The organism is Rhodanobacter sp. OR92, from assembly GCF_000427545.1.
GTDB lineage: Bacteria > Pseudomonadota > Gammaproteobacteria > Xanthomonadales > Rhodanobacteraceae > Rhodanobacter > Rhodanobacter denitrificans.
On the sequence record NZ_KE386556.1, the window covers coordinates 1 to 13,722 of the forward strand.

The window sequence follows — 13,722 nt, forward strand, 5'->3', positions numbered from 1 at the left end:
TGAGATCCCTCTCACGAAAAGAAGAGTCAAAACCCCGCCATCCGTGGCGGACTCTTCAAAAATGCGGAGCCGGCGCGTCAGCGCTGCTCCCACCCCTTCCCTGGCGGCCATAGCGGCGTGGTCCCACCTGATCCCATCCCGAACTCAGAAGTGAAACGCGCATGCGCCGATGGTAGTGTGGCTTTGCCATGCAAGAGTAGGTCACCGCCAGGGGCTTTATCCTTAGAAGGCCTCCCCATCCGGGGAGGCCTTCGTCTTTATCAGCCTCACTCCCCCAACGGCAACGCTCGGGGGCTTTGGTGTCGAAATACCGATCCCATCGCCGCGGGCCATTCATCATCGCCTATGATGGCTGGCACACCACGGCCCGGTGCATGTCTGGGGGCGACTCTTGTTTGTCCATGTTGAAACACGTCGTCGTCCGCGTTGGCATTGGGCAACTTTGTTGGTAGTGACGGTCTGCGTGATGTGCTTCGTGGGTCTGGCCCTGACGCCTGCCACGCAAAGGGTGTCCCTGTTGCTGGAATGGGGCACGGTACCGGCGAATATCTTCGATCCGCATCAGGCGGTGCTGCCGCAGCTGACCGACCCTGCCTTGCTGCGGCTGTTTACGGCACTGTTCATCCACGTGACCTGGCTGCACTTGCTGAGCAACCTGCTGTTCCTGGCCATCTTCGGCCTGCCGGGCGAGCGCGCGCTGGGTTCGCTGCGGTTCCTGCTGTTGTTCGCGGTAGGTGGAATCGTGGCGAACCTGATCGGTGCGTTGTCCCTCACGGGAGTGCGCCTGCCGATCATCGGTTGCAGCGGTGCGGTATCGGCGGTGGTCGGCACCTACGTGGCGCTGTTTCCGCGTGCCAGACTCGGCCTGGTACTGCCGCTGGGACTATATTTGGAGTTCGTGCGGGTGCCGGCGTTCCTGCTGATCGGCTTGTGGGTGCTGCTGCAGTTGCTGTTCAGCTATGCGGGACCCAGCTACGGCGCCTACGTATGGTGGGCGCATATCGGCGGTTTCCTGTTCGGCGTGGTCTTCGCGCTGTTCTCGCGCGCTGCGATCGCGCGTCGCCTGCGCGGCTGAATGGTCAGCCCGCCGCCACGGCCCAGTGGTGGTGACGTGAGAAACGGCGTAGCAGCTGGCGGGCGATCGGCGTGGCGGCCACGGCACTGAAGATCTTCTCGGGATCCGCACCCTCGAGCCGCAGATCGGCCTGCTTGCGCCGGATGTAGGCACGCATCACCTCGGCGTTGAACTCCGGGTGGAACTGCGCGCTGAGCGCATGCGGTCCGTAACGCAGCAGCTGATGCGGATCCCGCGTCGATCGGGCGAGCACGGCGGCCCTGTCCGGCGGTTCGACCACGCTTTGCTCGTGCGTGGTGTGCGCGCGGAAACGCGCCGGCAGCGACGCGGCCAGCGGGTCCCGGGTGGCGAGCATCGACACTTCAATGGTCTGGGTACCGATCTCGCGCCCGCCTGGCAGATAATCGACGCGTCCGCCCAACGCGTGGGCCATCAGCTGGTGGCCGTAGCAGACGCCGAACAGCGGCAGTTCGATGTCCATTGCGTCGCGAATCCAGCCGGCCGTGCGTTCGCTCCACGTCGATCGCTCGGTGACCATAGCGGCCGAGCCGGTAATGATGGCGCCGGCGACCTCTCGTGGTGCCGGCAACGCTTCGCCGGCAGCGACATCGATGACCTGCAGTTGCCGCGGATGCAGCCCCGCGCCGAGCCGAAACCAGTGCGGGAAGTCACCGTGGCGGGCGCGAATGGGATTGGGCGCACGGCCGGTGCGGACGATCAGGACGGGTTTCATGCGCAGGACCGATGGTTCTTCATCGAATGTCTTTATGGTTGAGTATCGTCGAACGCGTCGATCGGCGGCAACACGGTGAGGACTTCCTGCACGGTGGTCAGTCCGGCCGCCACCTGATCCGCGGCCGAGATGCGCAGCGGGCGCATGCCTTCGGACAGGGCAGCTTGGCCGAACCCGCTCAGGTCGAGCTGGGCCGAAATCATGCCGCGCAACCGCGGCGACAGCTTCAGCATCTCGTAGATGCCGGTGCGGCCGAGGAAGCCGGTGTTGCGGCATTCCAGGCAACCGACGGGCTGGAACACCTGCGGCGGAAGCGGCATGTCCCAGCCGTGGGTAAGCACGGTCCAGGCCTGCGGGTCCTGCGCGCTCGCCCGCTTGCAATGCGGGCACAGCGTGCGCACCAGTCGCTGCGCCACCACGCCGGTCAGGGTGGACTGGATCAGGTAATGCGGCACGCCCAGGTCGAGCAGGCGGGTGACTGCGCTGGGCGCGTCGTTGGTGTGCAGGGTGGACAGCACCAGGTGGCCGGTGAGCGAGGCCTGCACCGCCATCTGCGCGGTTTCCAGGTCGCGGATCTCGCCAATCATGATGATGTCGGGATCCTGCCGCAGCAACGTGCGCACGCCGGCGGCGAAATCCAGGTCGATCGCCGCGTGCACCTGCATCTGGTTGAACTCCGGCGAGACCATCTCGATCGGGTCCTCCACCGTGCACACGTTGAGCTCCGGCGTGGCCAGGTGCTTCAGCGTGGAATACAGCGTGGTGGTCTTGCCCGAACCGGTGGGGCCGGTGACCAGCACGATGCCGTGCGGCCGTTCCACCATGCTGCGCCAGTTGGCGCCCTCGCCGGGTGAGAAGCCGAGTTGGGCGAAGTCCTTCACCACCAGATCCGGATCGAAGATGCGCATCACCACCTTCTCGCCGAACGCCGTGGGCATGTTCGAGATGCGCAGCTCCACCTCGCGGCCGGAGGACGAGCGGGTCTTGATGCGGCCGTCCTGCGGGCGGCGCTTTTCGGCCACGTCCATGCGCGCCAGGATCTTGATGCGCGCGGTCACCGCCGTCATCACTGGTGCCGGCAACTCGAACACCTTCTGCATCACGCCGTCGATGCGGAAGCGGATATGCCCGGTATCGCGGCGTGGCTCCAGGTGGATGTCCGAGGCGCGTTGCTCGAATGCGTACTGCAGCAGCCAGTCGACGATGTGCACCACATGGCGGTCGTCGGCGCCGACTTCGCCGCTCTTGCCCAGCTCGACCAGCTGCTCGAAGTTGAGGATGGCGGAGGACGCATCGCTGCTGCCCTTGGCGTCCTGCGCCAGCTGGATCGAGCGCTGGACGCCGTAGAACTCCTGCAGGTAGCGGTTGATGTCGATCGGGCTGGCCACCACGCGCTTGATGTCCCGCCGCAGCATCTGCGCGAGGTCGGGTGCCCAGCCGGCTTCGAACGGCTCGCAGGTGGCGAACGTCACCTCGCCTGGCGCGGCCGCGATCGGCAGGATCCGGTGGCGCTTGGCGTAGGCGTGGCTCACCACCTGCGTCACCGAGGCGACGTTGATCTTCATCGGATCGATCTTGAGGTAAGGCAGACCGGCGTGGCCGGCCAGCCACTCGGTCAGGGCCTCCAGGCTGAGCGGTCGGCCCTTTTCGTGCTGGTTCGCCAGCTTGGCGTTCGCGATCAGCACCAGCGGATGCAGCTCGACCGTGCTGCGGCCGGCCCGGACACCCATGCGCACCTGTTTGGCATCATCGGCCAGCAGATAACCGTCGACCACCAGCGTCGCCAGCAGCTCGTCCAGCTCCAGTCGGCCACGGCGGCCGAGCAGGGATGCGATTTGTGGTGAAGCGGCCATCCGGATGCGTCCCCTTCGATGCACTTGTCGACCGGAATCCGGCGAAAAACCGTGCTGCGGCTATACTAACGCGCTTTACCCAAGGTCACGGAAAACCATGTCCGCACGCACTTTCCAGGATGTGATCCAGACCCTCAACCGCTACTGGGCGGCGCAGGGCTGTGTGCTGCTGCAGCCGCTCGACACCGAGGTCGGCGCCGGTACATTCCACCCCGCCACCTTCCTGCGCGCGCTCGGTCCCGAGCCCTGGGCTGCCGCCTACGTGCAGCCTTCGCGCCGGCCCACCGACGGCCGCTACGGCGAGAACCCGAACCGGTTGCAGCATTACTACCAGTACCAGGTGGTGATGAAGCCCAATCCCGAGAACATTCTCGATCTGTATATCGGCTCGCTGAAGGAACTCGGTCTTGACCCATTGGTGCACGACCTGCGTTTCGTCGAGGACAACTGGGAATCGCCGACGCTGGGCGCCTGGGGGCTGGGCTGGGAAGTCTGGCTCAACGGCATGGAGGTCACCCAGTTCACCTACTTCCAGCAGGCCGGTGGGCTGGAATGCCGCCCGGTCACCGGCGAGATCACCTACGGCCTCGAGCGGCTGGCGATGTACCTGCAAAACGTGGACAACGTCTACGACCTGGTCTGGACCGATGGTCCACGCGGCACCGTGACCTACGGCGACGTGTTCCATCAGAACGAGGTGGAGCAGAGCACCTACAACTTCGAATACGCGAACGTGCCCGAACTGTTGCACTGGTTCGACGTGTGCGAGGCCACCGCGAATCAGCTGATCGGGGCGAACCTGCCGCTGCCGGCGTACGAACAGGTGATGAAGGCCAGCCATACCTTCAACCTGCTCGACGCGCGCCGCGCGATCAGCGTCACCGAGCGCCAGCGCTACATCCTGCGCGTGCGCACGCTGTCGCGCAGCGTGGCCGAGACCTATGTGGCGCAACGCGAGAAACTCGGCTTCCCGGGCCTGAGGCATGCGCCGTCAAAGACTGCAAAGGAGCAGGCCGCATGAGCGCCGCCAAGTCACTGCTGATCGAGTTGGGTACCGAGGAGCTGCCGCCGAAGGCGCTGGACGAACTGTCTGCCGCCTTCCTGCGCGGCATCTGCGACGGCCTGGCCAAACGCGGCATCGATGCCGGTCTCGACCTGGCCCAGGCTTACGCCTCGCCGCGCCGCCTGGCCGCGTATATCCCTGCGGTCGCCGCGACACAGCCTCCGCAGGCACTGGAGCGGCGCGGCCCGGCGCTGAATGCCGCCCTCGACGCCGAAGGGCGGCCATCGAAGGCGCTGCTCGGCTTTGCGCAGTCCTGCGGCGTTAGCGTCGAGCAGCTGGAGAAGCTGGAAACCGACAAGGGTGGCTGGTTCGTCTGGCGCACGGTCAAGCCGGGGCAGCCGGTGGCGGCATTGCTGCCGGAAATCATCGATGAGGCACTGAAGACGCTGCCGATCCCGCGACCGATGCGCTGGGCCGACCACGACTATAGCTTCGTGCGTCCGGCACACTGGCTGGTGATCCTGCACGGCGCCGACATCGTCGACGGCAGCGTGCTGGGCCTGCACAGCGGCCGCAAGTCGCGCGGCCACCGCTTCATGCACCCGCAGCCGGTGCACCTGGCCGACGCGGATGGCTGGCTGGACGCGATGCGCGCCTGCAACGTACTGGCCGACCCGCGCGAACGGCGCCAGCGCATCCGCGACCAGGTCGGCCTGGCCGCCGCAGTCACCGGCGGCGTGCCGCGGTTCGACGAGGCGCTGCTCGACGAGCTGGCCAATCTCACCGAGTGGCCGGTGGCGATCGCCTGCACGTTCGAGCGCGAGTTTCTCGGCGTGCCGCCAGAGGCGCTGGTGACCACCATGGTGGCGAACCAGAAGTTCGTGCCTGTGTTCGACATCGACGGTCGCCTGACCGAGCATTTCATCGGCATCGCGAACATCGAGAGCAAGGATCCGGCCGAGATCCGCAAGGGCTACGAGCGGGTGATCCGGCCGCGCTTCGCCGATGCCAAGTTCTTCTGGGACGAGGACCTGAAGACGCCGCTGGCCAGCTACCAGGAGCAGCTGAAGAGCGTCACCTACCAGCAGGCACTGGGCAGCCTGTGGGACAAGAGCGTGCGCGTCGCCGAATTGGCGCGGGTGGTCGCCAACCGGGTCGGCGTCGATGCCGCCATGGCCACCCGCGCCGCCTCCTTGAGCAAGTGCGACCTGTTGACCCGCATGGTCGGCGAGTTTCCCGAGTTGCAGGGCGTGATGGGGCGCTATTACGCCAGCCACGACGGTGAGACGGCGGCGGTGGCCGAGGCGCTGGACAGCTACTACCAGCCGCGTTTCGGCGGCGACGCGATCGCCGCCGACCGGCTTGGCCAGGTGCTGGCCGTGGCCGAACGGCTGGACACCCTGGCCGGCATCTTCGCCGTCGGCATGAAGCCCGGCGGCAACAAGGATCCGTTTGCCCTGCGCCGCGCCGCGCTGGGCCTGGCGCGCACCCTGATCGAAGGCGGCCTGGAACTGGACCTGCGTGCCAGCTTCATCGAGGCGCTGGAACTGCTGCCGGACGCGGCGCTGGCGGCGGGCCTGAAACCGGGCAAGGACGGCAAGCCGCCGGTCCTGAACGCCGGCCAGCGGCGGGCGATCCTGACCGACGAACTGTACGACTTCGTGCTCGACCGCCTGCGCGGCTATTACGCCGAGCAGGGTTTCGACAACGCGCAGTTTGAAGCGGTGCTGGCGGTGCAGCCGGTCAGCCTGGCCGATTTCGACGGCCGCCTGCGTGCGGTGGCCGAGTTCAGCCGCTGCCCGGAGGCGGTCAGCCTGGCGGCAGCCAACAAGCGGGTCGCCAACATTCTGCGCAAGCATGCGGACGAGCCCGGTGCGCCCCCGATCGGCCGAACCATCGACCCGACGCGTTTCGAGGCGGATGCGGAACGCGAACTGGCTGATGCGCTGGCCTCGGCACGGCACGACAGCGCCGCCGCCCTGGCCGCCGGCGATTACACCGCGGCGCTGGCACGCCTGTCACAACTGCAAACAGCGGTGGATGCATTCTTCGACAGTGTGCTGGTGAATGCCGACGATCCGATGGTGCGCGCCAATCGGCTGGCGCTGCTGGGCCAGCTGAAATCCCAGTTCGGCGCCATCGCCGATATCGCCCTGCTCTGAACGCCCGTACGAAAAAGTGTGGCAGCCTGCGGGCTGCCACACCTTCCCTGTCGCAACCAGGTGTTGGATGGATCAGGCCGTGTTGCGTTCCCGACGAATCCGCTCGGCGAGCCGCTGGTTGAAAGTCACCATGGCCAGCGGGTCCACATGCGAGCCGCCGGGACCGAGCATCTCATAGAGCTGACTGAGCAGGTCGGTGTTCTCGGACAGCGAAAGACGGCTGTCGGCCAAACTCAGCTCCGACTGCAGCATGCGTACGGCAGTGTCCAGCCGCTGCGCATCGACCGCCGTGGCGGCGGCCATGTGACCGACAGCGGGCAGCTGAGCCTGGGAGCGGTGCGGCGTGGCTTTTTCCGAGCTGTACTGCTCATCCATCCCGGTGGGTGCGGGATCGACCTGCAGTGTCCCCTCGCCGGCCACCAGCCAGACCAGCGAAATGCCCAGCGTCTTGGCCAGCGTCACGCACCGCGCACGTGACGGATCGGTGTTGCCATCACGCCAACTGCGCACCACGCCCTCGGAGAAGCCACACATTCGGGCGATTTCCGTGGCGCTGCCCACGCGCTGGATCAGCAACTTGATACGTTCGGCGAAGGTTTCTGCCGGTTGCGAGGCCATGGGGGTTTGCATATCCATCGAGAGTACCGCCGTGGGTGGGGTCTAGCGTAAGTTTATGCCGCAAGTCAAGCGAAAAGCGCCGAAAAAGAACGTTAGGGAAGTGTTGACCTACGTGTTTTCTTGAACTAACGTCGCAATAACTTACGTGATCTGTCCGCGTAGGAAACCTAGTCTAAATCATGTGGATCGGCGTGGGCTTGCATAGTTTCCGGGATGCCGCCCTTGGATGCCACGAACACAAAAAAGTTTCTTGTGCCCGGATGGCTCGGGCCGAACCATGGGGAGTCACCACTGATGAATTCGCGTAGAAATTTCAAGGCGGGGCAGCTGCAGCGCACTGCACTCGCTCTGGCGCTGGGCTTGGGCTTCAGCGGTCTGGCCTTGGGTCAGGCGACCACCGGCAGCATCTTCGGCCAGGCGCCAGCCGCATCCGGCGAGACCGTCACGGTGAGTGGCTCCACCGGTATTACCCGCGAGGTTGCTGTTGACAGCACCGGACGCTACCGCATTGCCAATCTTCCGCTCGGCACCTACACGGTCACCCTCAAGAAGGACGGCGTGGCGATTGACTCGCGTGACAATGTCAACATTGTCGTTGGCGCTGGTACGGCGGTGTCCTTTGCAAGTGTGGAAAACGCCCAGAACTTGGGCGCGGTGACGGTTCAGGCCAATGCACTTCCCGTGATCGACGTTTCCTCGGTTGATTCGCGCACGGTCATCACCGCCCCGGAACTGGCCAAGCTGCCGATCGGCCGCAACGCCGAGTCGATCGCCCTGCTGGCTCCGGGCGCGGTCGCCGGTAACGGCGCTTTTGGTCGCACGGTTTCGTTCGGCGGCGCCGGCGTCACCGAGAATGCGTACTACATCAATGGCTTCAACACGACCGATCCGCTGAAAGCCCTGGGTGGTGTTGGTCTGCCGTATGGCTCGATCGACCAGCAGGAAACCTACACCGGTGGCTACAGCGCCATGTATGGTCGTTCGGATGGCGGCGTGATCAGCCAGGTCGGCAAGCGCGGTACCAACGAATGGCACTTCGGTGCGCAGGTCAGCTGGGCTCCGAAGTCGCTGGCCAATGATCCGGAAAACATCTACTACCCGAACAATCAGCTGCCGTCGGGCTATGTTTACACCAACCCGAACCTGCCGGGCACGATCTACCGCAACCGCAAGAACAACACCAGCTGGGACACGGTCTACTCGGCCTATGTCGGTGGCCCGCTGATTCGTGACCGCCTGTACATGTTCGTGTCGGCCGAGGCCGAAAAGCAGCAGGGTACGAGCACCTCAACCTCCGCCGCTGGCGTGCAGACGGTCAACCAGTACAAGTACAGCCTGCCCAAGCTGTACACCAAGTTCGACTGGAACATCAACGACAGCAACATCCTGGAATACACCCACATCAAGAGCAACACGTCCTACAGCGGCGACCTGTATAACTACAACTACGCCACGGGCCTGCACAGCGCCGGGATCACGGGTCATCCGACCTCGACCAAGGATGCCAACAGGTACGATATCGCCAAGTACACCGGTTACATCACCGATGACCTGACGCTGTCGGTGACTTACGGCAAGAGCAAGACCGAGAACTACACCGTCATCCCGGGGCTCAGCGCGACACTGCCGTTCCTCTCGGGCGTGACCAACCAGAATCCGGCCATCACCGGCGGCACCCCGATTCGCAACGGTGTTACGGATTACGTGACCACCACGCCAGATGCGGGCAGCAAGACGCGCGGCCTGCGCGCCGACTTGGAATACCGGCTGGGTGATCACCACCTCGCCCTAGGTATCGACAACCAGTCCTACTTCGCCCACAACCAGGGCCAGGACATGGGTGGCCCGGGTTACCTCTGGATCTACAGCAAGTCCGGCAAGCCGACCGCGCCGATCAATTCCGCCCTCGGCGTCGGTGCCCCGGGCGGCAATGGCTACTACGTCCAGAAGTACATCTTCAAGACCACCACCAGCATGTCGGTCAAGCAGAAAGCGTTCTATCTGGAAGACACTTGGCAGGTCAGCGACAACGTAATGCTTAAACTGGGCGTGCGCAACGATCACTTCACCAACTACAACAGCGCAGCCAAGCCGTACGTCGATCAAAAGAACCAGTGGGCCCCGCGTCTGGGCGCCAGCTGGGACGTGTTCGGGGACTCCTCGTTCAAGGTTTACGGCAACCTCGGTCGCTACTTCCTCGCGCTACCCAACAGCGTGGCCATTCGTGGCGCCTCTGCCTCCACTTTCACGCGCGAGTACTCCACCTACACCGGTATTGACCCGGTAACCGGCGCCCCGACCGGTCTGACCGCGCTGGGCCCAGGCCCGGTATCGGCCAACGGCGAATACGGTATCGCGCCGGACAACAAGACCTTCGCCCCGACCGATCTGAAGTCGCAGTATCAGGATGAGGCCATTCTCGGTTTCGACAAAACGCTGGGCTCGGATTGGGCCTATGGTGCGAAGGCAACCTACCGCAAGCTGCAGACTGCAATCGATGACGTCTGCGACGGCGGCAAGATCGAAGACAAGCTGATCGCGCAGGGTGTCGACACCTCCACACTCGACATCCACAGCTGCTACATCTTCAACCCGGGCCGCACCAACACCTTCCTGCTCAACGACTCGAATGGCGGCTACAAGAGCGTCCAGATGTCGCAGGCTGACTGGGGCTTCAACCAGGGTGCCAAGCGCAAGTACTACGCGCTCGACATGTACCTGGAACATCCGTTCAACGGCAAGTGGCAGGCACGCGTGGACTACACGTTCTCGCGGAGCTGGGGCAACACCGAGGGTCAGGTGCGTTCCGACCTGGGCCAGGATGACGTGTCCAAGACGGAAGACTGGGATGCAGCCGAGTTGATGATCGCCAGCGGTGGCCTGCTGGCGAACAACCGCCGGCACCAGTTGAAGATCCGGGGCAGCTACCAGATCACGCCGGAATGGCTGGTCTCCGGAGCGGCGCGCATCCAGTCGGGTACACCGAAGACCTGCTTGGGTCGCTTTGGTGCCAACCAGACGGATCCGATCGGCTATGGTGGCGACTACCACTTCTGCTTCGGCGAGCCCAGCGGTCCGGGTGCGGTGGGCAATACGCCGTGGACGGAGAAGATCGATCTGGCGGTGGCCTACCGTCCAGCGTTCGCCGACCACAAGCTGGGCTTCTCGCTCAATGTCTTCAACGTACTCAACCAGCGTCGGGTTACCAACACGACCCCGCGCTCGCAGACCGACGTGGGCACGGTTTCGAACACCTATGGTCTCGGCACCTACTTCCAGTCGCCGCGATACGTGCGTCTCTCCATGACGTACGACTACTAAGCAACACGAACCAAGGGACGAGCATGCTGCTCTGATGCTCTGAACTTGCCTTGAAGAAACGCCACCCTTGATGGGTGGCGTTTTTTTGTGCCTGGTTGTGTCCGCAAGCCACACGCGGCAATACTTGCCGCACGCTCCGCGGTGGGCGTGACGGTACCAACCCAGGGCATCGCATGAGCCAATTCGCATTGCTGGGCAAGCGGCGCTTCGCGCCGTTCTTCTGGACCCAGGCGCTGGGGGCGTTCAACGACAATGCGTTCCGCAATGCGCTGGTGATGCTGGTGGCGTTCCAGATGGGGCTGGGCGATCGCACGGTGTCGCTGTATACCAACCTGGCGCCGGCACTGTTCATCATTCCGTTCTTCCTGTTCTCCGCCACCGCCGGGCAGCTGGCCGAGAAGTACGAGAAGAGCCGGATCATTCGTTACGTGAAGCTGTTCGAGATCGGCGCAATGGCGCTGGCCGCGTACGGTTTCTACACGCATCACACCACGCTGCTGCTGATCGTCCTGTTCATGATGGGCATGCACTCGACCATGTTCGGACCGATCAAGTACGCGATTTTGCCGCAGGCGCTGAAGCCGGCCGAACTGGTCGGTGGCAACGGATTGGTGGAGATGGGTACACAGATGGCGATGCTGGTCGGCATGATCGCCGGCAATTCGCTGATGCTGGTGGCCGGCGTGGGGCCGCTGCTGGCGTCCGGCGCCACCATCGCGGTGGCGGTGGCCGGTTACCTGGCCTCGCGCCGCATCCCGCCCGCGCCGGCGACTGCGCCAGAACTGAAGTTCAACTGGAACCCGTTCAGCGAGACCGCGCGGGTGTTGGCGATCACCCGCGCCGATCGCCCGGTGTTCAACGCGGTGCTGGGCATCTCGTGGTTCTGGTTTTTCGGCACGGTGCTGATCGCGCAGCTGCCGATCTACACGCGCGAGACGCTGGGCGGCGACGGTTCGGTCAATACCCTAGTATTGACCTTGTTCTCGATCGGCACCGGCCTCGGCGCGCTGCTGTGCGAGAAGCTGTCGGGCCGGCGGGTGGAGATCGGCCTGGTGCCGCTGGGCGCGTTCGGGTTGACCGCGTTCGGCGTCGAACTCTACTTCGCGCGGCACGGCATGGTGGCGGTGCGCGGGCTGGACTGGCTGGCCTTCCTGCAGGCGGCAGGCAGCTGGCGCGTCGTGCTCGACCTCACCCTGATCGGCGTGTTCGCCGGCCTCTACGTGGTGCCGCTGTTCGCCTACGTGCAAGCCCGCGCGCCGCGCGAAAAACTGTCGCGGATCATCGCCGGCACCAACATCCTGAATGCGCTGCTGATCGTGCTGGCAGCCGGCTTCGGCCTGGGGCTGGGTGCGCTGGGGCTGGATGCGTCGCAGATCTTCCTCGCCGCGGCGCTGCTCAACGTGCTGGTGGCCTGGTACATCTTCACCCTGGTGCCCGAGTTCGTGATGCGCTTCATCACCTGGGTGCTGGTGAACACGCTGTATCGGGTACGCGCCGACGGCACTGAACGGATTCCCTGGGAGGGGCCGGCGCTGCTGGTCTGCAACCACGTCAGCTTCATGGACCCGCTGCTGCTGATGGCGAAACTGCGCCGGCCGGTGCGCTTCGTGATGTACTACAGGATCTTCAGCATCCCGGTGCTGAGCTTCGTGTTCCGCACTGCCAGAGCGATCCCGATCGCCGGCCACAAGGAGGATCCTGCGGTACTGCAGCAGGCCTACGACGCGATCGACGCGGCGCTGGCGGCAGGCGAGGTGGTGTGCGTCTTCCCGGAAGGTGGCCTGACCGCCGATGGCGAGATCGCGCCGTTCCGCCCCGGCGTGGAAAAGATCCTGGCGCGGCGACCGGTGCCGGTGGTGCCGATGGCGCTGCGCGGCCTGTGGGGCAGCGTGTGGAGCCGACGCGACTCGATGCTGCGTCGCGCGCGCCTGCCGCGGCGGTTCCGGGCGCGGGTGGAACTGGTGGTCGATGCGCCGCAGGAACCCGCGCAGGTCTCGGCGGCGACGCTCGAGGCGCGGGTACGCGAGCTGCGCGGGGAACTGGCCTGAGCGGACGACTCAGCCGATCCAGCCGCCGATCACGACCAGGGCCACCACGCTCAGCCACGCCAGCAGCGCGCGCAGCAGTGCGCTGCGCAGGCGCCGCAATTCGGCCAGCGGATCGCCGTGTTCCTCGGCGTAGCCGTCGCCGGCCTCGATGTCGATCAGCACGTCGGCTTGCGCCGCGGCGCCCAGGAAACCTGGGCCGGCCGCATACCAGCTGGTCGCAGCAGCCTGTTTGTGCCAGCGCCGCCAGGCGCCGATCACCGCCTCCCAATGGCCGACCACGGCCAGGGTGAAGGTCAGCAGCTGCGCGGGCAGCCAGTCCAGTGCGTTGGCCACGTGATCGGCGGCGCGGCGGCTGTCCGGGTCGAGCCGCAGCGCGTCGCGGCCCAGCGTCTGCGCCAGCCGGTACCCCAGTGCGCCGACCGGGCCGAGCAGGAAGAACCACAGCAACACGGCGAAGCGGCGGCGCAATGCGGCATAGGCGATCGCCTCGCCCAGCGCCGGTGCGTTCCAGGCAATCGGCTGGCCGTCATCGGCCAGCGCCTGCGCCGCGGCTTCGCGACGGGCGCCGTCCGGGGCGTCCAGGATCGACTCCAGGTCGGACTCGAACTCGCGCGGGCCGAAGCAGTACAGCAGCACCGTCAGCGCAAACAGCAACGGCAGCAGCTCGCCCAGCGGCGAACGCCCGAGCAACCATTCCAGCAGCGCGCACAGGAACAGCGGCAACAGCAGGGCCAGTGCCACGCGACCGCCGCCGCCGGTATCCGCCAGCTGCGCCACCCAGCGGCGAAACAGGCTGTCGCCGCGCCAGCGCGCCAGTTGCGGCATCACGTGCAGCAGGCCGAGGGCAACGAGGGCGACGAGCAGACGGATGGCCATGACGGGGGAACTCGCGGACAGTGCCGGCATTGT

Annotated in this window: 9 protein-coding genes and 1 rRNA gene; 6 read left to right on the forward strand and 4 right to left on the reverse strand. The window is 65.4% G+C overall.

The window, feature by feature from the left end; translation table 11 throughout:
• The first annotated feature begins 99 nt into the window (after positions 1–99).
• Positions 100–213: ribosomal RNA gene (gene rrf, locus RHOOR92_RS0111765) — 5S ribosomal RNA — on the forward strand.
• A gap of 178 nt (positions 214–391) precedes the next feature.
• Entirely contained in the window at positions 392–1,075 is a 684-nt protein-coding gene (locus RHOOR92_RS0111770) for a rhomboid family intramembrane serine protease (protein ID WP_027490294.1), read from the forward strand.
• Between the two features lie 4 nt (positions 1,076–1,079).
• Here RHOOR92_RS0111770 and RHOOR92_RS0111775 read toward each other — a convergent pair whose 3' ends face one another.
• Both RHOOR92_RS0111775 and RHOOR92_RS0111780 read right to left on the reverse strand, forming a co-directional pair.
• Entirely contained in the window at positions 1,080–1,808 is a 729-nt protein-coding gene (locus tag RHOOR92_RS0111775; RefSeq protein ID WP_027490295.1) for a glutamine amidotransferase, read from the reverse strand.
• Between the two features lie 32 nt (positions 1,809–1,840).
• On the reverse strand, positions 1,841–3,661 hold the full coding sequence (locus RHOOR92_RS0111780; RefSeq protein ID WP_027490296.1) for a GspE/PulE family protein: 1,821 nt from the start codon (positions 3,659–3,661) through the stop codon (positions 1,841–1,843).
• A 97-nt stretch (positions 3,662–3,758) separates the two neighbouring features.
• On the opposite strand from RHOOR92_RS0111780, the gene glyQ reads away from it, so the two are divergent.
• Together glyQ and glyS are read left to right on the forward strand one after the other, a co-directional pair.
• Positions 3,759–4,682: a glycine--tRNA ligase subunit alpha gene (gene glyQ / locus RHOOR92_RS0111785; protein WP_027490297.1), complete on the forward strand. Its 924-nt coding sequence runs from the start codon at positions 3,759–3,761 to the stop codon at positions 4,680–4,682.
• A complete protein-coding gene (gene glyS / locus RHOOR92_RS0111790; protein WP_027490298.1) occupies positions 4,679–6,826 on the forward strand; it encodes a glycine--tRNA ligase subunit beta in 2,148 nt (715 codons plus the stop codon). Before glyQ ends, glyS begins: the two co-directional genes overlap by 4 nt.
• Positions 6,827–6,898: 72 nt before the next feature.
• Here glyS and RHOOR92_RS0111795 read toward each other — a convergent pair whose 3' ends face one another.
• Positions 6,899–7,462 (reverse strand): helix-turn-helix transcriptional regulator, encoded by a 564-nt coding sequence (locus tag RHOOR92_RS0111795; protein ID WP_027490299.1) that lies wholly within the window; start codon positions 7,460–7,462, stop codon positions 6,899–6,901.
• Positions 7,463–7,738: 276 nt separating this feature from the next.
• On the opposite strand from RHOOR92_RS0111795, the gene RHOOR92_RS0111800 reads away from it, so the two are divergent.
• Together RHOOR92_RS0111800 and RHOOR92_RS0111805 are read left to right on the forward strand one after the other, a co-directional pair.
• The gene (locus tag RHOOR92_RS0111800; RefSeq protein WP_027490300.1) at positions 7,739–10,765 is read left to right on the forward strand and encodes a TonB-dependent receptor; all 3,027 of its coding nucleotides are present in this window, start codon (positions 7,739–7,741) and stop codon (positions 10,763–10,765) included.
• A gap of 173 nt (positions 10,766–10,938) precedes the next feature.
• Positions 10,939–12,813 carry an MFS transporter gene (locus tag RHOOR92_RS0111805; protein WP_027490301.1) on the forward strand — a complete coding sequence of 625 codons (1,875 nt, stop codon included), beginning with the start codon at positions 10,939–10,941 and terminating at the stop codon, positions 12,811–12,813.
• A 9-nt stretch (positions 12,814–12,822) separates the two neighbouring features.
• On the opposite strand, the gene ampE is transcribed toward RHOOR92_RS0111805, so the two are convergent.
• Positions 12,823–13,689, reverse strand: a complete 867-nt coding sequence (ampE, locus tag RHOOR92_RS0111810) for a regulatory signaling modulator protein AmpE (RefSeq protein ID WP_027490302.1) — start codon at positions 13,687–13,689, stop codon at positions 12,823–12,825.
• Positions 13,690–13,722 lie beyond the last annotated feature (33 nt).

Excerpts from the sequence above, each read along its gene's own strand:
- RHOOR92_RS0111795 (WP_027490299.1), bottom strand. The coding sequence starts at position 7,462 with ATGGATATGCAAACCCCCATGGCCTCGCAACCGGCAGAAACCTTCGCC.
- RHOOR92_RS0111780 (WP_027490296.1), bottom strand. The coding sequence starts at position 3,661 with ATGGCCGCTTCACCACAAATCGCATCCCTGCTCGGCCGCCGTGGCCGA.
- glyQ (WP_027490297.1), top strand. The coding sequence starts at position 3,759 with ATGTCCGCACGCACTTTCCAGGATGTGATCCAGACCCTCAACCGCTAC.
- RHOOR92_RS0111800 (WP_027490300.1), top strand. The coding sequence starts at position 7,739 with ATGAATTCGCGTAGAAATTTCAAGGCGGGGCAGCTGCAGCGCACTGCA.
- RHOOR92_RS0111775 (WP_027490295.1), bottom strand. The coding sequence starts at position 1,808 with ATGAAACCCGTCCTGATCGTCCGCACCGGCCGTGCGCCCAATCCCATT.
- glyS (WP_027490298.1), top strand. The coding sequence starts at position 4,679 with ATGAGCGCCGCCAAGTCACTGCTGATCGAGTTGGGTACCGAGGAGCTG.
- RHOOR92_RS0111805 (WP_027490301.1), top strand. The coding sequence starts at position 10,939 with ATGAGCCAATTCGCATTGCTGGGCAAGCGGCGCTTCGCGCCGTTCTTC.
- ampE (WP_027490302.1), bottom strand. The coding sequence starts at position 13,689 with ATGGCCATCCGTCTGCTCGTCGCCCTCGTTGCCCTCGGCCTGCTGCAC.